General features: G+C 69.2%; 22 protein-coding genes and 2 tRNA genes. 8 read left to right on the top strand and 16 right to left on the bottom strand.

Translation table 11 applies throughout. The annotated features are described in order from the left end of the window. Positions 1-21 precede the first annotated feature (21 nt). The 3 genes from Afe05nite_RS06545 to Afe05nite_RS06535 all read right to left on the bottom strand — a co-directional run bounded on the left by Afe05nite_RS06545 (position 22) and on the right by Afe05nite_RS06535 (position 3080). Complete coding sequence (locus Afe05nite_RS06545; protein ID WP_203816069.1) at positions 22-930, bottom strand: IS5 family transposase; 909 nt, start codon at positions 928-930, stop codon at positions 22-24. Between the two features lie 96 nt (positions 931-1026). Next, positions 1027-1827 carry a hypothetical protein gene (locus tag Afe05nite_RS45060; protein ID WP_438867690.1) on the bottom strand — a complete coding sequence of 267 codons (801 nt, stop codon included), beginning with the start codon at positions 1825-1827 and terminating at the stop codon, positions 1027-1029. Positions 1828-1856: 29 nt separating this feature from the next. Beyond that, on the bottom strand, positions 1857-3080 hold the full coding sequence (locus Afe05nite_RS06535; protein WP_203816068.1) for a GNAT family N-acetyltransferase: 1224 nt from the start codon (positions 3078-3080) through the stop codon (positions 1857-1859). 93 nt (positions 3081-3173) lie between these two features. On the opposite strand from Afe05nite_RS06535, the gene Afe05nite_RS06530 reads away from it, so the two are divergent. After that, positions 3174-3764 (top strand): DNA-directed RNA polymerase II, encoded by a 591-nt coding sequence (locus Afe05nite_RS06530; protein WP_203816067.1) that lies wholly within the window; start codon positions 3174-3176, stop codon positions 3762-3764. A gap of 31 nt (positions 3765-3795) precedes the next feature. Here Afe05nite_RS06530 and Afe05nite_RS06525 read toward each other — a convergent pair whose 3' ends face one another. From Afe05nite_RS06525 to Afe05nite_RS06480, 11 genes are all read right to left on the bottom strand, one after another. After that, on the bottom strand, positions 3796-4671 hold the full coding sequence (locus Afe05nite_RS06525; RefSeq protein WP_203816066.1) for an SDR family oxidoreductase: 876 nt from the start codon (positions 4669-4671) through the stop codon (positions 3796-3798). A 28-nt stretch (positions 4672-4699) separates the two neighbouring features. Beyond that, entirely contained in the window at positions 4700-5071 is a 372-nt protein-coding gene (locus Afe05nite_RS06520; RefSeq protein ID WP_203816065.1) for an AtzH-like domain-containing protein, read from the bottom strand. Positions 5072-5128: 57 nt separating this feature from the next. Continuing rightward, positions 5129-6718: a SulP family inorganic anion transporter gene (locus Afe05nite_RS06515; protein ID WP_203816064.1), complete on the bottom strand. Its 1590-nt coding sequence runs from the start codon at positions 6716-6718 to the stop codon at positions 5129-5131. 3 nt (positions 6719-6721) lie between these two features. Further along, positions 6722-7387, bottom strand: coding sequence for a cysteine hydrolase family protein (locus Afe05nite_RS06510; RefSeq protein ID WP_203816063.1), 666 nt, complete (start codon positions 7385-7387; stop codon positions 6722-6724). 2 nt (positions 7388-7389) lie between these two features. Next, positions 7390-8082 carry a biuret amidohydrolase gene (biuH, locus tag Afe05nite_RS06505; protein WP_203816062.1) on the bottom strand — a complete coding sequence of 231 codons (693 nt, stop codon included), beginning with the start codon at positions 8080-8082 and terminating at the stop codon, positions 7390-7392. Continuing rightward, positions 8079-9686, bottom strand: a complete 1608-nt coding sequence (gene atzF, locus Afe05nite_RS06500) for an allophanate hydrolase (RefSeq protein WP_203816061.1) — start codon at positions 9684-9686, stop codon at positions 8079-8081. The genes biuH and atzF overlap by 4 nt, the downstream gene beginning before the upstream one ends. A 97-nt stretch (positions 9687-9783) precedes the next feature. Next, positions 9784-10419, bottom strand: coding sequence for a GntR family transcriptional regulator (locus tag Afe05nite_RS06495; RefSeq protein ID WP_203816060.1), 636 nt, complete (start codon positions 10417-10419; stop codon positions 9784-9786). A 25-nt stretch (positions 10420-10444) separates the two neighbouring features. Then, positions 10445-10567 (bottom strand): hypothetical protein, encoded by a 123-nt coding sequence (locus Afe05nite_RS44480; protein WP_275407449.1) that lies wholly within the window; start codon positions 10565-10567, stop codon positions 10445-10447. Between the two features lie 55 nt (positions 10568-10622). After that, on the bottom strand, positions 10623-11129 hold the full coding sequence (locus tag Afe05nite_RS06490) for an SRPBCC domain-containing protein (protein WP_203816059.1): 507 nt from the start codon (positions 11127-11129) through the stop codon (positions 10623-10625). Continuing rightward, positions 11126-11449: an ArsR/SmtB family transcription factor gene (locus Afe05nite_RS06485; RefSeq protein WP_203816058.1), complete on the bottom strand. Its 324-nt coding sequence runs from the start codon at positions 11447-11449 to the stop codon at positions 11126-11128. The genes Afe05nite_RS06490 and Afe05nite_RS06485 overlap by 4 nt, the downstream gene beginning before the upstream one ends. Before the next feature lie 306 nt (positions 11450-11755). After that, positions 11756-12262, bottom strand: coding sequence for a hypothetical protein (locus Afe05nite_RS06480; RefSeq protein WP_203816057.1), 507 nt, complete (start codon positions 12260-12262; stop codon positions 11756-11758). A gap of 102 nt (positions 12263-12364) precedes the next feature. Between Afe05nite_RS06480 and Afe05nite_RS06475 the strand changes: the two genes are divergently transcribed. Beyond that, positions 12365-13111 (top strand): AraC family transcriptional regulator, encoded by a 747-nt coding sequence (locus tag Afe05nite_RS06475; protein ID WP_203816056.1) that lies wholly within the window; start codon positions 12365-12367, stop codon positions 13109-13111. A 272-nt stretch (positions 13112-13383) separates the two neighbouring features. Here the strand turns inward: Afe05nite_RS06475 and Afe05nite_RS06470 are convergent. Beyond that, positions 13384-13454 (bottom strand) — tRNA-Gly (locus Afe05nite_RS06470). Positions 13455-13584: 130 nt separating this feature from the next. Here Afe05nite_RS06470 and Afe05nite_RS06465 point away from each other — a divergent pair. The 6 genes from Afe05nite_RS06465 to Afe05nite_RS06440 all read left to right on the top strand — a co-directional run bounded on the left by Afe05nite_RS06465 (position 13585) and on the right by Afe05nite_RS06440 (position 18974). Further along, positions 13585-13658: transfer RNA gene (locus Afe05nite_RS06465), tRNA-Pro, on the top strand. A gap of 37 nt (positions 13659-13695) precedes the next feature. Further along, positions 13696-15045 carry a trigger factor gene (tig, locus tag Afe05nite_RS06460; RefSeq protein WP_203816055.1) on the top strand — a complete coding sequence of 450 codons (1350 nt, stop codon included), beginning with the start codon at positions 13696-13698 and terminating at the stop codon, positions 15043-15045. A 185-nt stretch (positions 15046-15230) separates the two neighbouring features. Further along, positions 15231-15863, top strand: coding sequence for a ClpP family protease (locus tag Afe05nite_RS06455; protein ID WP_203816054.1), 633 nt, complete (start codon positions 15231-15233; stop codon positions 15861-15863). Between the two features lie 11 nt (positions 15864-15874). Further along, positions 15875-16540 (top strand): ATP-dependent Clp protease proteolytic subunit, encoded by a 666-nt coding sequence (locus Afe05nite_RS06450; RefSeq protein WP_203816053.1) that lies wholly within the window; start codon positions 15875-15877, stop codon positions 16538-16540. Between the two features lie 259 nt (positions 16541-16799). Continuing rightward, on the top strand, positions 16800-18092 hold the full coding sequence (gene clpX / locus Afe05nite_RS06445) for an ATP-dependent Clp protease ATP-binding subunit ClpX (protein ID WP_203816052.1): 1293 nt from the start codon (positions 16800-16802) through the stop codon (positions 18090-18092). A gap of 87 nt (positions 18093-18179) precedes the next feature. After that, positions 18180-18974 carry a carbon-nitrogen hydrolase family protein gene (locus tag Afe05nite_RS06440; RefSeq protein ID WP_203816051.1) on the top strand — a complete coding sequence of 265 codons (795 nt, stop codon included), beginning with the start codon at positions 18180-18182 and terminating at the stop codon, positions 18972-18974. 26 nt (positions 18975-19000) lie between these two features. On the opposite strand, the gene Afe05nite_RS06435 is transcribed toward Afe05nite_RS06440, so the two are convergent. Further along, positions 19001-19216 carry a hypothetical protein gene (locus Afe05nite_RS06435; protein ID WP_203816050.1) on the bottom strand — a complete coding sequence of 72 codons (216 nt, stop codon included), beginning with the start codon at positions 19214-19216 and terminating at the stop codon, positions 19001-19003. Positions 19217-19667: the final 451 nt, after the last annotated feature.

Genomic DNA, 19667 nt, shown 5'->3' with positions numbered 1-19667 from the left:
CGGCCGCCCCGCTCGACCCGGCTAGGGCGCGTCTCGAAGTGCGTGTAGCCACTCGTTAATGGCGGTGATGTGCAGGGTGGCTTCGTAGCGGACGGCGAGTTTGTCGAACCGGGTGGCCACGGCTCGGTGACGTTTGAGGCGGTTGATGCCGCACTCGACGGCGTGGCGTTGCCGGTAGAGCTGCGGGTTGAAGGCGGGTGGGCGTCCGCCGCGGGAACCCTTTGCCAAACGGTGGGCGTCCTGGTCGGTCTTGCTCGGAATGCAAGCTCTGATCCCACGCCGGCGTAAGTAGCTGCGGTTCGCGCGAGAGGTGTAGGCCCGGTCTGCCAACACCAGATCGGGTCGCACTCGTGGTCGGCCAGGCCCGAGACGAGGCACCCGGATGCCAGCCAGTACAGGTGCGAACTGAGGGCTGTCACCACGGTGGCCCGCGGTCAGCAGCATCGACAACGGCCTACCGCTTTGCTCGCAGGCCAGGTGCAGTTTCGTGGTCCAGCCACCGCGCGAGCGTCCCAGTGCATGATCGGCCGGCTCGGGTCGGACACCGCCGGCGGGCTCGCGCTGCACACCGCGCCGGGCGCCGGCCGCATGCTGGTGAGCTCTGGCGATGGTCGAGTCCACGCTGACATCCCAGGTGATCACCCCGGCAGCATCCGCACGGGCCTGCAACCCGATCACGATCTGCGCCCATATCCCGGCACGCTGCCAGCGCCGGAACAGCGCATAGACCGCCTGCCACGAGCCGTAACAATCCGGCACGTCCCGCCACGGCGCGCCCGTGCGTACTCGCCAGCGAATCCCATCAATCAACTGTCGTTTCGTCCATCGCGACGGCCGTCCTGACCGCTTCGGCGCAGGCAGCAACGCCACCAGCAGCGCCCACTGCGCGTCGGTCAGATCGAACCGCCTCGTCACCGCTAAGGTGGCCACGAGGTCTCCGGTATTCAGGTTCTTCTTCGTCGATGAACCCTCTACCGGAGACCTCTTCGTCTATCGATGACCGACACACCTACTTCGAGACGCGCCCTAGCGGTTCCGGGGAAGGTCCTCCCGGGGCACCCAGTTGCGGCGCACAATCACCAGATTGCGGTCAGCGTCGTCCAGATGCGCGTCGGTGATCCGCGCCGCGTCCCGAGCCCGCAGCGCCGCCCCCACACTGACCTGCGACGATCCTGACCCCACCAGCCCGCGCAGCCCTCGCTCGTTCTCCCGCTCGTCGCCGCCCGGCCCGGCCCCGCCGCCGCCCGGCCCCGCTCCCGGCCGCCTGGGGTAGCCCGGTCGCGACCGCTCCGGCACCTCCGCCCGCACCCCCGCACCCGGCCGTTCCCCCGCGCCCGGCAGTCCAGCGCGTTCACCCGCGCCCGGCGCGCCCGCGCTTCCCCCCACGCCGACCGGCCCCGGAAGCTCCCCCGCACTACGCGGGCCCGGTCGCTCACCCGCGCCGGCCGTGCCGGGCCGCTCACCCGCGCCGGCCATGCCGGGCCGCTCACCCGTGCCGGCCGTGCCGGGTCGCTCACCCCGGGCGGGAGTGCCTGGGCGCTCACCCGCGGTGGGCGGGCCTGGACGCTCACCCGTGCTGGGCGCCCCCGGGCGCTCACCCCCAGCGGCCGGGCCGCTGGGGGCGGCCGAGGCGTCCCGGGCGGCGGCGGTGTCGAGGCCTGGGTCGTCCAGGGCTGGGGCGTCGGGGTCCGGGTCGGCTACCGGGGTTGTCGACGCGCTTCCCGCGGGCGGCTCGGGGGGTGTGTCGTCCGTGGGCGCGAAGGCGGACGCCGTGCGGGACGACGAAGGGGGACGCACGCGGCGGCGTCGGCGCTCGGGCTCGGCCATGTCGCCGACGGTACCGCCGCGGGGGTCACTCAGAACACCTCGATGGGGTTCGGCATGCGCTCCCAGCCGAAGGCGGTGGCCGGGAAATTGTCGGTCAGGCGTTGCACGCGGCCGGCTGCGGCCAATGCGCCGAGCGTGGGGCCGCCCAGGTAGACCGCGCCGAGGTCGGTGATCGAACAGGCCAGGTCGGCCGGGTCGGTGGTGCGCACGCAGGTGGCCTTGTCGGGTCCGGCGGTCAGGCGCCAGCGCCCGCTGTTCCGGGTGATCAGCGGGTCGGTGACCTCCAGAACGACGTCGAACGGGGCGAGGTAGCGCCTCGCCTCGAGGGCGGCCGGGAGGTCGATGACGCGGATCCACAGCCCGTCGCTGTAGGCGCGGCCCAGGCGGCGGGGCTCGTCGACCAGGTATTGCAGGGGCTCGTCCAGGGCGGCGGAGTCGTAATAGGCGCTGCGGGCCAGGTCGATGCCGAGCAGGAAGCGCCAGAGCTCGGTGTAGACGCCGGGGTCGTCGGCGACCACCTCGACGACCCGAGTCTGCCCGTTGGGGCCGTAGTCGTCCCAGTTGTTCTTCACGCGCCACAACGCGTAGCCCTGCGGGCCGTCGGGGCCTTCGTAGAGCACCCCCTTGCGGGCCGTGGCGCCGTCGCGCCAGTCGCTCGGATCCCACAGGCGGTAGTCCCACCAGGCCCCGGGGCGGCTCGACCAGCCGATCCGGCCGGGGCGGGCCTGGTCGTAGACCTTCCTGAGCTCCTCGACGGCCTCGGTCGGCTTGACGATGCGCAGCCGGCCACCGGGGGCCGGGACGGCCGGCGTGATCCGCACCTCGCGGGTCATCGCGTCGAGCCGGAGGCGGGAGGCTGCCGGGCCGTACCCGAAGCGGGGGTAGATCGTCGTCTCGCTGGCCCACAGCACGGCGACCGGTTCGCGCCCGGCCTCGGCGATGTCGGCCAGCTGGCGGTGCATCATCGCGGTGAGCAACCCGCGGCGGCGGTGGGTGGGCAGCACGCCGACGCCGGTCACGTGGGCGGCGGGGATGATCGCGCCGGGTACGGTGAGGTCACGGGTCAGCACCGTGGTGTGCCCGACGACGGCGCCGTCGTCATCGGCGACCAGTGACCGTTCCGGCTCCCACAGCCGGCGGTCGAGCGCGCGGGCCTCGTCGTCGAAGTCGTGGTGAAAGACGTAACCCTCGAGATCGACGACCGCGGCATGGTCGTCGTTGGTCGCTTGACGGATGCGCACGGAATCGTCCATAGGCACTTGTGTAACGGACCGAGCGCCCTACGGCCAATGATTATGTCGGCTCGCTACTCTCGACGGCGGGGGCGACACAATTGAGGGGGAAGTATGCCGGAGCAACCGCAGTGGTCTGAGCGGACGCTCGACATGCCACCGCAGGATCCGTGGGCCGATCACCCCACGACGCCTGACGGGCCGGTGGTTCCGTCCGCCGACGAGAAGGTCGCCGGGTACAACCCGTTCACCCAGGGCCGCGCCCGGGTCAACGAGCCGCCGCAGCACACGCAGCGCTACGCCGACCACGACCCGACCGGGGTCGGCTGGCCGGGTGCCGAGGCGCCGGCCGGGCACCGCGGGATGAGCTGGCGCTGGAGCGAACTGCGCCGCGGCAGCGAGTGGACCACCGCGGCGGTGCTGTTCGCGTTCGTGTGCTGGGGCGTGTGGGCGCTGTCCGGTGGTGGCGCGCTCGGCACGCCGCTCATCGTGTTCGCGGTCACGCTTGCCGTCGCGGTGGGCGTGTTCTGCCTCGCCCGGGTGGTCGGCTACTTCGTGCTGGAGCGCCAGTTCGGCCGGCAGCGCCGCACCGCCCGTGGCTCCCACCTGGTCACCGCGCTGTTCCTGGCCGGCGTCGGCGTCGCCGATCTGCAGCAGACCCAGTGGGTGATGGACGCCGTCCACTGGGTGACCGACCACGTCTAGGCGATCGGCCCCGCCGAGCTGACGACAACGTCTAGCTGACCGGTTTGCCGCCGGTGATGCCGAGGATCTCGCCGGTCGTGTAACTGGACTCCGGGCTCGCGAAGTAGACGTAGGCGGGGGCCAGTTCGGCGGGCTGTCCGGCGCGGCCGAGTGGGGTGTCGCCGCCGAAGCTCGCGACCTTCTCGGCGGTCATCGTGGCCGGGATGAGTGGGGTCCAGATCGGGCCGGGGGCGACCGCGTTGACCCGGATGCCCTTCCCGGCCAGTTCCTCGGCGAGCGCCTTGGTGAACGCGACGATGCCGCCCTTGGTGGTGGCGTAGTCGAGCAGGGCGGCCGACGACTGGTACGCCTGGATCGACGCGGTGTTGATGATGGTGGCGCCGGGGCGCATGTGCGGGACCGCGGCCCGGCACAGCCAGAACATGGCGTACAGGTTGGTCTTCATCACCCGGTCGAACTGCGCGGTGGTGATCGCGGTGATCCCGTCCGGCTGCTGCATCTGGTAGGCGGCGTTGTTCACCAGGATGTCCAGGCCGCCCAGGTCGGAGACGGCTCGCTCGATCAGGTCGACGCAGTGTTGCTCGTCGCGGATGTCGCCGGCCACGGTGACCGCCTTGCGCCCGGCCTTCGCCACGTAGGCGGCGGTGTCCCGGGCGTCGGACTCCTCCTCGGGCAGGTAGGAGATGAGCACGTCGGCACCCTCGCGGGCGTACGCGATGGCGACCGCCCGGCCGATGCCGGAGTCACCGCCGGTGATCAGGGCCTTGCGGCCGGCCAGCCGCTCGCTGCCTCGGTAGCTCTCCTCGCCGTGGTCGGGGCGGTCCGGCATGGCGCTCGTCAGGCCGGGGGGCTGCTGGTCGCCGCCGTCGAGCGAGGGTTCGGGGTATTTGCTGCGGGGATCGGTCATGTCCCCGATATGCCCTGGTGAATGGCGTTTATGCAACCGGTTCGGAGACGTGCGCGTGCACTATCCGCCAGCCCTCGGGCAGCCGCACCCACGTCTGCGACTGGCGGCCGAGCACGTCGCGGCCGGGGTAGCCGAACAGGGTCGTGACGATCGCGGTGTTCATCCCGTACACCTGGATCTCGGTGTCCTTGAGGCGACGGCCCGGCGGCAGGCCGCCCTGCACGCGCCGCCACCGGGACTGTTCCTCGAGGCCGGCCTGCTGGTCGGCGATGCCGTAGCGCAGCGCGCGGGGGGCGAAGAAGCTGAGGATGCCGTCGACGTCGTTCGCCACCAGGGCGCGCTCGTAGGCCTCGAAGGCGGCGCTGACCTCGGCGATGACGTCGGGCCGGTCGATCTCCACGCTCGGTCCTTCCGGTTGGGGCGGTCCGGTCCCCGCGGGGACCGGACCGCCGGGGAATCAGGCCTTGGCCGGCACCGGGACGCCGCCCTCGGGCGCTTCGGTGAAGGTGTTGCCCTCGACCTCGGGTGTCTCGTCCGGGTCGGGGACCCGCGGGGTCGGTCTGGTGAGGGCGAAGAGCACGCAGATCGCCGCCAGGAACAGGTAACCGAGGGCGACCTGGCCGTTGGCGTTCCACTGCACCTTCTCGGCGTGGATCAGGCCGACGAAGGTGAGCACCGCGCCCGCGCCCGCGCCGATCGCCGCGTGCCAGAACCGCTTGTCGATGATGAACACGACGATCGCGCCCAGCACCAGACCGGCCAGGATGGCGCCCTCGCCGAGCGTCTTCAGGCCGTCGTAGACGACGCCGGCGCCGGTCAGGGCGTCCGTGCCGACCTGCGCGGCGGTGGTGCCGGCGGCGGCCAGGGTGTTGTCCATCTGGCCGGTCGCCCACTGGGCGATGTTCGGGATGAGGGCCGCGACCACCGCGGCCGCGTGGGCCCGGGGGGTCGCCTGGAACGCCTGCGCACCGATCAGCAGACCGATGTAGAGCAGGATCGGCACGATCGCCGCGGTCGGGAAGATCGAGCCGAGCAGGCCGAACAGGCCGAAGAAGCAGAGCAGCGCGATGACGATGCCGGTGGCCATCGAGTAGCCGGTGCGGCCGCCCGCGGCCTTCCAGCCGGGGTGCCCGACGTAGACGGCCGGCGGGAACGGTGAGCCGAGGCAGGAGCCGATGATCGCGCCGGCGCCGTCGGCCAGCAGCACGCTGCGCAGGTTGAAGCGGTCACCGGCGGTGGCCGCGCTCTCCACGTTGGTCATCGCCTCGGTGAAGTTGTAGACGCCCAGCGGGATCGCCGTGGCCAGCAGCGGCGCCATGTCCTTGAGGCCGTCGATCAGCAGGTCGAACTTCAGGTGCGGGAAGGCGAACGCGATGTCCTTGGCGGCGGCGGTCACGTCGGGGACGCTCATCGCGCCGCCGATCCAGCCGATCGCGGTGCCGGCCAGCAGCGCGACCAGCCCGATCGGGATGTTGAAGGGCAGCTTGATGTCGGTGAGCAGGCCGATCAGCAGCAGGCCGAAGACCGGCAGGGCGATCCAGGCGGCCTTCCACATGTTGCCGGCCGGGTTCATCGAGATGAACGTGATCGAGATGCCGGCCAGGGTGCCGAGGAGCGCGGCCTTGGGGGCGTACTTGCGGATGTACGGTCCGACGAACGCGCCGATCAGCACGATGACGCCGATGATGAAGGCCCAGGCGATGCCCGCCGTCCACGCCCGGATGGGGTCCTTGGTGGTGAGGTAGATCGGCAGCATGATCACGAAGATCACGATGAACATGTGCGGGACGCTCGGCCCGTACGGCATGGCCGTGACGTCGCTGCGGTTCTCCTTGGCGGCCAGCCGCCGCGCCAGGTAGGTGTAGTAGATGTTGCCCGCGACCAGGGCGATGCCGAGGGCGGGAAGGATGACGCCGAAGACGTCGCCGGCCGGCATCTTGATGACGCCGATGCAGAGTCCGGTGAGGGTGAGGACGTTGACCAGGACGTTGACGCCGAAGCCGAAGAAGGCGTTGGTGTCCCCGCGAACCCAGTAGGGCAGCTTCATTCTCTACTCCGAAATGGCAGCGATCACTGAGGGGGATTCGGCGACCCAGCCGAAGATGCCGCCCTGGGCGGCGATCATCTTGAGGCCGACCTGCTGGAACTCCGGGAAGTAGGAGCCGACGCAGTCTTCGAGTACGAGGCACTCGTAGCCGCGGTCGTTGGCCTCCCGGACCGTGGTGTGCACACAGACCTCGGTCGTGACACCGGTGACGATCAAGCTTGATATTTCGGATTTCTCCAGGATGTCGGACAATTCGGTGGCGTAGAACGCGCCCTTGCCCGGCTTGTCGATCACCATCTCGCCCGCGATCGGCTGGAGTTCGTCGACGATGTCGTGGCCGTATTCGCCGCGAATCAGGATCCGGCCGAACGCCCCCGGGTCGCCGATTCGCATGCTTGGTGCGCCCCGGCTGAGCTTGGCCGGCGGGCAATCCGACAAATCGGGTAGGTGGCCCTCGCGGGTGTGGATGACCGGCAGCCCGGCCGCGCGCCAGGCGCCGATCAGGGCGGCCAGCGGCTCGATCGTGCGACGCAGCTGCGACACGTCGTTGCCGAGGCTCTCGCCGAAGCCGCCGGGCAGAAGGAAATCGCGCTGCATGTCGATGACGATCAGGGCGGTGTGGTTCGGGTCGAAAGTGAACGGGCCGGGCCGGGCGTCGACGGTTGACATGGTCAGGCCTCCGTGGCCGCGATGACGGCAGTCGATGTGGAGACGCAGCCGAAGACGCCGCCCTGCATGGTCACCATGTGCAGTGCGGCGGTGTGGTTGGCCGGATCGGTGGCCCCCGTGCAGTCGCTGAGGATCAGGCACTCGTAACCGCGGTCGTTGGCTTCCCGCATGGTGGTGTGCACGCACACGTCGGTCGTGATGCCGGTGAGGATCAGGTGGGTGATGCCGTGCGTCCGCAGCACCAGGTCGAGGTTGGTGGCATAGAACGCGCCCTTGCCGGGCTTGTCGATCACGACCTCGCCGGCGGCCGGGGCCACCTCGGGGACGATCTCCCAGCCCGGCTCGCCGCGCACCAGGATCCGGCCGCACGGTCCGTCGCCGCCGATCTCCGCCCCGATCCGGGCCGACCGCCACCGCTTGTTCGCCGGCAGGTCGGAGAGGTCGGGGTCGTGTCCCTCGCGGGTGTGGACGACCAGCATGCCGAGCCCGCGGACGTGGTCCAGCAGCTTGGCGGTGGCCGGCAGGCCGGCCCGGGTCAGCTCGATGTCGTAACCCATCGAGTCGACGTAGCCGCCCTTGCCGCAGAAGTCGGTCTGCCAGTCGATGCAGATCAACGCGGTCCGATCGACGGGAACCGACCCGTCGAACGGCCACATGTACGGGTCGGCCTCGACCGGCCCGATCGTTGCGGTCATGAGTTCGCTCCTCCCATCCGGTGGTTCCGCCAGCCGCCGCTGGCGGTGATGTCCAGGGCGCCGGCCACCGCGTATTCCTCGCAGAGGAAGCCGGTGACCTCGGTGCCGTCCTGCATCGCGACCCGGCCCAGGCCGAGCGGGGCCTTGATGCCGGTCAGGAAACCGCCCACGCCGCTCGCGGGCAGTTGCCACAGCTCGACGTCGATCGCCGCTCCGCCGGCCGCCACCCGCACCAGGCCGGGCGCGCCGGAGGGCAGGACGTAGAGGCGGTAGCTGGGCGCGGTGCGGGCCGCGCCGATCAGGGTGGCGCCACGTTCCAGCAGCTCCCCGTTGCGCGGCTGGCCGCTCAGGTGCAGCCCGACGACCGCGATCGTCATGACGTCGCCGCCGGTCAGCGACCGCGCGTGGTGTCGCAGGGTCTCGTCGCTGAAGGCCGGCCCGAACAGGGTCAGCGAAGCCGGCCGGCCGTCGTGGGTGAACCCGTGCGGCACGGTCACGGCAGCCATGTTGAGCAGGTTCGCGAATTGCGTATAACGACCCAGGTCGAGATTGCGGCCGATCGGGTCGGCGGCGATCTCCGCGTGCGTGTAGGTGGTCCCGATCGTCGGCAGGACCAGGACGTCAGCGGTCTGCCAGATCTCGTCCGCGGCCAGCTTCAGCTCCTGGAGGCGGTGCTGCGCACGGAAGGCGTCGGCGGCGCTGAACCCGTACCCGGTCCGCAGGATGTCCCTGGTGATCGGCAGGACCGCATCGGGGTGGGCCTCGAGGAACTCGCCCAGATCGGCCAGCCGCTCGGCCACCCACGGGCCGCGATAGAGCAGGTCACCGGCCTCCAGCAGGGGTCCGATGTCGACCTTCAGGTCGCCGCCGAAGCGCGCGAACGCCTTCTCCTGCCCGGCGTCGCCGAAGAAATCCAGGCTCGCCGGCACGGCCACCCGAGGATCCAGGATCAAAGGCCGTTGTCCGGTACGGGACCATGGGTCCCCGGCAACGTGGCCGCTCGCCGTGCGCATCACCCGGCCGGCCGTTCCGAGGTCCGGCGCGAAGATCGAGACGCAGTCGAGGGAGCGGCAGGCCGGGACCACGCCGAGGGTGCTCAGCAGGCCGCGTGTCGGTTTGAGTCCGACGATGCCGTTGAGGGCGGCCGGCACCCGGCCGGAACCGGCGGTGTCGGTGCCGAGGGCGAAACCGACCGTGCCGTCGGCCACCGCGACGGCGCTTCCCGAACTGGAGCCGCCGGAGATCAGGCCGCCGCCGAAGACGCTCTGCGGTGTGCCGTAGGGGGAGCGGGCGCCGGTCAGACCGGTGGCGAACTGGTCCAGATTGGTCTTGCCGACCGCGATCGCGCCGGCGTCGAGCAACCGCTGGACGACCGGGGCGGTGCGCTCCGGGGAATAGCCGAACCCGGGACAGGCGGCCGTGGTGGGCAGACCGGCGACGTCGATGTTGTCCTTGACCCCGAACGTCAGCCCGGCCAGCGGCAGGCTCGGGTCGATCTCGTCCGCGCGGGCATGCAGCTGGGCGGCGGAGAAGGTGCTGATCCAGACACCGTCCGTTTTGCCAAGCTTTGCGAGCGTTTCCTCGACGACCTCGTGTACGTCCACATCGTCGATTGTCGACAATCCTGTTTCGGCATCCGCCCGGTTTTGTAACGGGGCCGTTTCGCTGCGTCTTTCCGTGGCCGGCGCCCCTCCGCGGCGGCTACGTGAGGTACGTGCGCGCGCCGTGCTCGCTCAGTGCCGCCCGAATGCCCTCGGTGTCGCCCGCGTCGATGGCCCCGAACAGCCGTTCGTGGCGCGCCACACCGTCCTCGGCGCGGGCGGTCTCGGCCTCCCGCCGCATGTTGACCGCCATGTAGAGCTGGATCCGCACCAGGATCGACTCGTACAGCCCGGCCATCTGCTTGTTGCCGCCGAGCCGCACCACCTCGGTGTGGAAACGCCGGTGCGCGTTCGCCAGCTCGAGCCGGTCGTCCGCCTCGGTGGCCTTGCGCATCACCTCGAGGGCCGCCCGCAGCCCGGTCAGCTCGGGCCGGGCCGGCATGGTCGCGACCGCGTGCCGCTCCAGGACGTCCCGAACCTCGTAGAGCTCACGCACGTCGTCGTCGGAGAGCGTGGCCACCCGGGCGCCGCGGCGCGGGATGTGCTCGACCAGGCCCTGCTGGGCCAGAAGGCGCATGGCCTCACGCAGGGGTGCCCGGCTGATGCCCAGGCGGCGGGTCAGTTGTTCCTCGACGAGTCGTTCGCCGGGATCGGTGCGCCCGCTCAGGATGTCGCGCCGCAGCCGGTCGACGGCAAGCTCGACGAGGCTGTAGGCGGCCAGCTCTCCGTCGCTCACCCTTGGCAGTGTGCCAGCCCGCCGCTCAGCGCTCGGCGACGCCGTCCTCGTTTTCGCCCTTGTCCTTCCGGCCACGGATGGTCGGCCAGAAGGCCGCCACGATCATGGCGACCCCGATCACGATGAGTGACAACCAGAGCCAGGTCATTCGCGGACCCTACCGGCCCGGCCCGGATTTCCCCAGGGCCGGACGGCGGGATCGATCACTCGACGAAGTTCTTACCGGTCTCCACCAGCGTCTTCAGGTCGCTGAGGATCCACGCCCAGCCACCGCCGGCGCCGCTGTCCTCGGTGCCGGCCACCATCGCCGCGGTGGCCGGTGCGCCGGTCAGTTCGTGGGTGACGGTCAGTTTGCAGACGCCGGGCTGCATCCGGGCGTCCTCGATCTCGTACGTGACGGTCGTGAACGGCTCGGCCGCGGTCGACGGGTCCATCAGCATCCGCCAGGTCTGCACCAGCCGCCGCGGCGGTTCGACCTCGAGCACCTCGCCGTCCATGATCGTGTCCGGCAACTCGAACCCGTTGGCCGCGGCGAACGCCTTCATGTCGGCGGTGGCGGTCCCGTGGAACGAGCCACCCTTGGTCAACTCATAGTGCGCGGGCGCCATGTACGCGTATCGCGAATTCCACTCCGGATCGGTGATCGCCGCCCAGATCTTCTCCGGCGTCGCCTTGATCCAGATCCGGTAGACCTGCGTCGTCTCGCTCATGATTCGTCTTCCTCCAGCGCGTGCTTCAGATCGATGAGGGCCGTGACGTGGTGCTCGGTGTACTTGTCGATCCATCGGTCATGGATCAGCCGGATCGGCACCGGGTTGAGGAAGTGCAGCTTCTCCCGCCCGGACCGGCGCGTGACGACGAGGCCGGCCTCCTCGAGCACCTTGAGGTGCTTGGCGACACCGAAGCGCGTCATCTCGAGCTCGGACTCGAGCTCGGTGAGGGTGCGCCCGTCCCGCTCGAAGAGCAGATCGAGCAGGAACCGGCGACTCGAGTCGGCGAGGGCCTTGAACACCCGGTCGTCGTCCTCCATGACGCAAAGTTATGAGACCAAAAGGTCACATGTCAAGTCCGTCGCGGTCCGTGATCACGGACTGATCTCGGGGTCAGATTTAAGGCCCCGCTAATAGACGCGCATCGAAGACGAGCGTTACCTTGACTGCCGGGTTACTGGAAAGCTTCAAGATTGGAAGTGCTCCCAGTTCCGCCGGTGCGTCCCCGCTGCGGGGACGCCAGATACTCCCCGGCGTCGGAGTTCTTCCTCTTCGTCGGTGTTGAGACGGCACAGCGCCGGGTGGCGGCCCGGCGCTGTGCCCCTTCTACCGGCGCTGTTGCTCTTCTACCGGCGGGCGGCCCGCATCTCCTGCACGAGCCGCCAGGTCTCGCCCTGATCGTCGGAGACGTAGCCCAGCCAGCGGAAACTCTCCCGGGTCACCTCGGTGAACAGCCACCGGATCGGCCGCCCGTCCGGTTGCGTGCCCTCCTGGACGATGTCTCCGTCGTCCCCGCCCCGGCCGGTCAGCGTGAAGATCTTCGAGGTCGGCGAGAACCAGACCACGGCCCAGCACTTGCCGGCCGGGTCGTAGTGCCGCACCGTGCTGCCGGTCACCCGGCGCGGACCGCCGTCCGGACCCGGCCCGGTGAACCACATGACGTCCTGCACGGTGTGCCCGGCCAGCACCCACCCGAACGTCCACACCACCGTTCCGGTGACCCATTCGGCCCGGTCCTCGGCGTAGAAGCGGTTGACCACATCCCAGGTGCCGATCAGCCGCCCGTACAGCTCCATCTCCGGCTCGTGCCCCACCCAGGGCCGGTCAGCGACAAGTTCCTCAACCAAAGTCATGCCCGCCAGCGTCGGGCCGCCGCCCGCTCGCCGTCTTGAACCTTCTTGCGCCGCCCCGGGTCCGGGGTCGCCGGACCGGTCCTGCCCGCCTAGCGTGACGCTGTGCTCGACCACAGCCTGCTCGTGCGGACCCCGTTCGGCCGGGTCGCGGCCGTCCGCTGTCCCGGCGACCATCCGGCGTGGAGTCCCGAGGAACCGGTCACCTCCGCCTCGGTCGTGCTGGTCCGCCGCGGCGTCTTCCTGCGCAGCGTCGACGGCCGGACCTCGGTCGCCGACGTGACCACCGGCTACCTCCAGCGCCCGGGGGAGTGCCAGCGCGTGGCCCACCCCGCCGGCGCCGACGTCTGCACCGCACTCACCGTCCCCGACGACCTGGCCGACCGGCTCGCCCACGCGGGCGCCGCCGTGCACGTCTCCGCGGCTGCCGACCTGGCCCACCGCCACCTGCTCGCCGACCCCACCCCCGACCGCGTGGCCGAACTGATCGACGCCCTGCTCCCGGCTTCGCCGGCGCTGTCGTGGCCGCGCGCCGCCGCGATCGACGAGGTCCGGGTCCGGCTGCACGCCGACCCCTCAAGCGACCTGCCCACCCTGGCCGCCGCCGTCGGCTGGTCGCCCTGGCACCTGTCCCGCATGTTCCGCCGCACGACCGGCTGCACCCTTCGCGCCTACCGCCGCCACCTGCGGGTCCGAGCCGCCCTCGACGAACTCCCGGACGCCCCCGACCTGGCCGACCTGGCCGTCCGCACCGGCTTCGCCGACCAGTCCCACATGACCCGAGCCGTCCGCCAGGAGACCGGCCGAACCCCCGCCGCCCTGGCCCGCTCCCTGCACCCACCCGCGAAATAACCCACCCCGACCGCGCCCCCATCACCCTCCCCGCCCGCGCCCGCGCCCGCGCCCCGCGCCCCGCGCCACCACCCAAGCGTGCCGGTGCCGTGCCCGCACCAACTCCCGTGCCCAGATCAGGGCCGTGCCCACACCAGGGCCGTAACCACACCAGGGCCGTCACTCACCCGGGGCCGTAACCATGCATCGGGGGGTTTGGGGGCTCGGCCCCCATCGAGGAATGGCGACGAGAAAAGGCCCACCGAAGTGTGGGCAGGGTTCGGCCATCTCGGAGCGGGCGACGAGAATCGAACTCGCGTAATCAGTTTGGAAGACTGAGGCTCTACCATTGAGCTACGCCCGCGAGCCCCGGTTGGACCGGGGTCGCTCGCCCAGCTTACTGAATCACCTCCCGGTCGCGCGAACCGGTATTGCCTACCAGGTGACTCCGAGGCACGCGGGGGAAAGCGGACCGCATACACTGGCCACCGCCACGGGGTGTGGCGCAGCTTGGTAGCGCACTCGCTTTGGGAGCGAGGGGCCGTGGGTTCAAATCCCGCCACCCCGACTGACATCAACTATCCGCAGCAACTAGGAGTACGCCTGTGAAGAGCACCGTCGAGACTCTGAGCCCGACCAGGGTGAAGCTCGCCATCGAGGTGCCGTTCGACGAGCTCAAGCCGAGCCTGCAGAAGGCGTACCGGGAGATCGGCGCGCAGGTGCAGGTGCCGGGCTTCCGTCGTGGCAAGATTCCGGCCGCCGTCATCGACCAGCGGGTCGGGCGGGGCGCGGTTCTCAACGAGGCCGTGCAGGAGGCGATCCCTCAGCAGATCCTCGCCGCGGTCCGTGAGCACGACGTGAAGACGCTCGGCCGTCCCGAGGTGGAGATCACCGAGTTCGCCGACAACCAGCCGCTGAAGTTCACCGCCGAGGTGGACGTGCGCCCCGAGATCGCGGTCCCGGACCTGTCCACCATCACGGTGACTGTTCCGGCCATCGAGGTCGGCGACAACGAGATCGACGAGCAGATCAAGGGCCTGCGCGAGCGTTTCGCCACCTTGAAGACCGTCGACCGGCCCGCCGCCGAGGGTGACTACGTGCAGCTCGACCTCAACGCCACCGTCGACGGCGAAGAGGTGCCGGGCGGCTCGGCCAACAACATCTCCCACGAGGTCGGCAGCAAGCAGTTGCTCCCGGGCCTCGACGAGGTGCTGGTGGGCATGGTCGCCGGCGCCGACGCCAACTTCACGACCGAGCTGGTGGGCGGCGACTTCGCCGGCCGCGACGCCGAGGTCAAGGTGACGGTGCGCAGCGTCAAGGACAAGCAGCTGCCCGAGATCGACGACGAGTTCGCCCAGCTGGCGAGCGAGTTCGACACGCTCGAGGAGCTCCGCAACGACCTGACCGAGCGCCTGACCAAGGTGAAGAAGGTCGAGCAGATCTACGCCGCTCGCGACGAGGCGCTCAAGCAGCTTGTCGAGACGGCCGAGATCCCCGCCCCCGAGGGTGTCGTCAAGGATGAGGTCGAGGGTCGCAAGCAGGCCATGACCGACCAGCTGGAGCGCATCGGCGCCAGCCTGCAGGACTACCTGACCTCGGAGGAGAAGACCGAGGAGCAGATCGACCAGGAGCTGACCGAGGCCGCCCAGGAGGGTGTCCGCATTCAGCTGCTGCTCGACACGATCGCCGACGCCGAGGACGTTCAGGTCTCCGACGACGAGTTCGGTCACGAGATCGTGCACCGGGCCCAGCGCGCCCAGATGCAGCCTCAGGAGTACTACGACCAGCTCGTCCAGTCGGGTGCGGCGGCTGCCGTGTTCGGCGACGTGCGCCGGGGCAAGGCGCTCGCCTCGGTGATGGAGCAGGTCACGATGAAGGACTCGGAAGGCAACACGCTCACCCTCGACGACCTCCGGGCCGCCTCGGAGGACGAGCACGCGGGTCACAACCACTGATTTGTCGTTGACGACCGGCCGTCGCCTCACCGGCGGCGGCCGGTCGTGTTTCCAGGGGCGTGCGCTGTCAGCGAACACCTGCCCGAGCGGGAAGCTGATGCGCAATCGACCGGTTAGGTTGGTCGTACGACGGACAACCTGCCGGGCGGAAGCTCGACCGGCACAGTCAGCTGTGAAGGGCTGCCATGACCGATCTCCACATCCCCGCGAGCCCTGTGCTGCGTGGGGGCGAAAGCCTTAGTGGCAACCTCGACGACTCGGTCTTCAACCGCCTGCTGCGTGAGCGGATCATTTTCCTCGGCAGCGAGGTGACCGACGCGGTTGCCAACCGCATCTGCGCGCAGCTGCTGCTGCTTTCGGCCGAGGACCCGGAGCGGGACATCAACCTCTGGATCAACTCGCCGGGTGGTTCGGTCTACTCCGGCATGGCGATCTACGACACGATGCAGTTCATCGACAACGACGTGCAGACCGTCGCGATGGGCATGGCCGCGTCGATGGGGCAGTTCCTGCTTTGCGCCGGCGCCGCCGGTAAGCGCTTCGCGCTGCCGCACGCTCGGATCATGATGCACCAGCCGTCCGGCGGCATGGGTGGCACCGCCGCCGACATCGCCATCCAGGCGGAGCAGATGCTCTACACCAAGCGTATGTTCCAGGAGCGGATCGCGTTTCACACCGGTCAGTCCCAGGAGCAGATCGCTGAGGACTTCGACCGGGACCGTTGGTTCACCGCGCAGGAGGCCAAGGACTATGGCTTCATCGACAAGGTGATCACCACCGCGACCGAGGTGCCCGAGGGCGCCGGAACGCTGAACTGAGGAGCTGAAAGATGACTGACCTGACTATGCCTCCCGGGTTCGCTCCGGTGCAGAACCGCTATGTGCTGCCTTCCTTCGTCGAGCGTTCCTCGAACGGGATGATGAAGGAGACCAACCCGTACAACAAGATGTTCGAGGACCGGATCATCTTCCTCGGCGTCCAGGTGGACGACGCGTCGGCCAACGACGTGATGGCCCAGCTGCTGACGCTGGAGAGCTCCGACCCCGACCGCGACATCACGATGTACATCAACTCGCCCGGTGGCTCGTTCACGGCCATGACGGCCATCTACGACACCATGCAGTACGTCCGCCCGGACATCTCGACCGTGTGCCTGGGGCAGGCCGCCAGCGCCGCCGCGGTGCTGCTCGCCGGTGGCACCCCCGGTAAGCGCCTCGCGCTGCCGCACTCGCGGGTGCTGATCCACCAGCCGGCCACCGAGGGCGGCTACGGCCAGGGTTCGGACATCGAGATCCAGGCTCGTGAGATCCTCCGCATGCGCACCCAGCTGGAGGAGATGATCGCTCGTCACTCCGGCCAGGCCGTCGAGAAGGTCCGCAAGGACATCGACCGCGACAAGATCATGACGGCGGCCGAGGCCAAGGAGTACGGCATCGTCGACACCGTCCTGGCCAGCCGGAAGAAGACTCTGCAGTCGGTGGGTTCGGGTAGCTGAGCAAGACGCTGCTCCACGGTCCGCCTTCGGGCGGCGGCGGGGCGGTTGGACGTGCCTGTCAGGGGCCGGCCGGAGCAGGTTAAACTGGCCGACCCCTGACACGCCCGTTTTGGGGGGTCGGAGAACAGCCCTTTTGCGGGTAACGTCAAGCATGCAGCCTCAGTAACGCGGCTCGGCAGACGATGAGATGGCAACGAGGCAAACTTGCCTCGTCCCAGCGGTCGGCGTCAGCCGGCCGATGAGCTCAAGGAGACCGTAGGTGGCACGGATCGGCGACGGCGGCGACCTACTGAAGTGCTCCTTCTGTGGGAAGTCCCAGAAGCAGGTCAAAAAGCTCATCGCGGGGCCAGGCGTCTACATCTGCGACGAGTGCATTGACCTCTGCAACGAGATCATCGAAGAAGAGCTGGCCGAGACCGGCGAGGTGAAGTGGGAAGAGCTTCCCAAGCCGATGGAGATCTGCGCCTTCCTCGACAACTACGTGGTCGGGCAGGAACAGGCCAAGAAGGCTCTTTCGGTAGCGGTCTACAACCACTACAAGCGGATTCAGGCTGAGTCGAGCGGCGCGCCCGGTGGCGGCAGTGACGTCGAGGTGGCCAAGTCCAACATCATGCTCATCGGGCCGACGGGTTGCGGTAAGACGCACTTGGCGCAGACCTTGGCCCGCATGCTCAACGTGCCGTTTGCGATCGCCGACGCGACCGCGCTGACGGAGGCCGGCTACGTCGGCGAGGACGTCGAGAACATCCTGCTCAAGCTCATCCAGGCGGCCGACTACGACGTCAAGCGCGCCGAGCAGGGCATCATCTACATCGACGAGGTCGACAAGATCGCCCGCAAGAGCGAAAACCCGTCGATCACCCGTGACGTCTCCGGCGAGGGTGTCCAGCAGGCCCTGCTCAAGATCCTTGAGGGTACGGTCGCCAACGTCCCGCCCCAGGGTGGCCGCAAGCACCCGCACCAGGAGTTCATCCAGATCGACACGACGAACGTGCTGTTCATCGTGGGCGGCGCATTCGCCGGTCTGGACCGCATCATCGAGTCCCGCGTCGGCCACGGGGGTGTCGGGTTCGGTGCGCACCTGCGCTCCATCTCCGAGCGCAACACCGACGACATCTTCAGCCGGGTCATGCCGGAAGACATGCTGAAGTTCGGCTTGATCCCCGAGTTCATCGGCCGTCTGCCGGTGATCACGACGGTGCGCAACCTCGACCGCGAGGCGCTCATCAAGATCCTGACCGAGCCGCGGAACGCGTACGTGAAGCAGTACCAGCGCCTGTTCGAGCTCGACGGCGTGGAGCTGGAGTTCGACGAGGGTGCCCTCGAGGCCATCGCCGATCAGGCGATGCTGCGTGGCACCGGGGCGCGTGGTCTGCGGGCGATCATGGAGGAGGTCCTGCTCTCCGTGATGTACGAGGTGCCGAGCAACCCCGACGCCGCCCGGGTGGTCATCACCCGCGAGGTAGTGCTGGAAAACGTCAACCCGACAATCGTTCCCCGGGAGTTCGTCGGCCGTCGCCGCCGCCCGGATCGCGAGGAGAAGTCGGCCTGATCTTCACCCCACGAGCACCGCGTACGGCTCCGGCCGGCGCGGTGTTCGTGCTTTCCTGGCCCGGTCGCCAGTGCGTAGGCTCGACTCATGCGAGTAGCGGTGTGCCAACTCAACTCCCGTGCCGATCGTGCCGACAACCTGCGGGTGGCCCGCGGTCTGCTGGAGCGGGCCGCCTCCGCCGGTGCCGAACTCGCGGTGCTCCCCGAGTACGTCGATTACCTCGGCCCGGGAAAGACCGCGCCGGCGCCCGAATCGATTGATGGGGAGTTCGCCCAGTTCTTCGCCCGGGCTGCGCGCGAACTCGGCATCTGGGTGCACGCGGGGTCGTTCCATGAGAGCGGGCCCGACGAGGAACACACGTACAACACGACTTTGGTGTTTTCGCCCCTGGGGGAGCGGGCGGCGACGTACCGCAAGATTCATCTCTACGACGTGGAGATCGCCGGGCGGGTTTCCTATCAGGAGTCGCGAACGGTGGCGCCGGGCGAGGCGCCTGTCGTCGCCGATGTCGCGGGTGTCGCCACCGGGCTGTCCATCTGTTACGACCTGAGGTTCCCGGAGCTGTATCGCCGTCTGGCGATCGCCGGCGCCCGGGTCCTCGTCGTGCCCGCGGCGTTCATGATGCACACCGGACGGGACCACTGGGAGGTTCTGTTGCGGGCTCGTGCGATCGAGAACCAGTGCTACGTGGTGGCGGCCGGCCAGATCGGCGACCACGAGCCGGAACGAACCTGTTTCGGGCGCAGCATGATCATCGACCCGTGGGGGACGGTCCTTGCCCAGGCGCCCGACACCGTGGGGATCGTGACCGCCGAGATCGACCTCGACCGCCTCGAGCTGATTCGCAGCGAGCTAACGAGCCTGGCCAACCGCCGTCTGTAGACGCTCGGCCACCGGGGTAGTGCGCGTCACAGGAGCTGTACGAGATAGCCGAGCACCGCTACGCCGATGACCGCGCTGCCGGCCAGGAGCATCGCGCCGCCCATCCGCGAGGGGCCGCGACGGATCAGGCGCGACACCGACACCACCAGCGTGACCAGCACAAGTGCACCGATCACGAACTGCCACATGGGGAAGACGAGATCCAGGAGTGCGTCGCCTGCCAGTGTCGGGGATTCACCCATGGGCCCACTCTGTCATGGTCGGCTGCCGGCCGCGGGGGCCTCGTGGAAGAGATCGTCACGGGGGTCGATTTGCATCACCGGCACATGATCCCGTAACTTTCTCTTTGCCCACGGGAAACCGGGACGGAACGGCACGAAAGTGACGGTCCACCCCGCTCCGGCGGGCCGCGGAGGCAGGCGCTAAGCTTGCCGAAGCACCGGGCGAGGCTGGTTCGAGGTTCTGAGAAATCAGGATTTGCACTAGCGAGAACGACCGGGTAGAGTAACAAAGCCCGCAGGGAGCCGGGCGGACTGATCGCCTAGACGCGATCGTCGGCCGGTCCTGCTGGGCCACCTCTACGAACTTTCCGCTTTACGCGGTTAAGTTTTGCGGAGAAAAACTGGGCGGTGCTACCAAGATCTAGGATCTTGCGCTGGCGAGGCCGACCGGGTAAGTTTGAGCGGTTGCCCC

Source organism: Paractinoplanes ferrugineus, assembly GCF_016862195.1.
Lineage (GTDB): Bacteria > Actinomycetota > Actinomycetes > Mycobacteriales > Micromonosporaceae > Actinoplanes > Actinoplanes ferrugineus.
The sequence above is the reverse complement of the archived record's forward strand: the minus strand, read 5'-3'. Positions and strand labels throughout refer to the sequence as shown.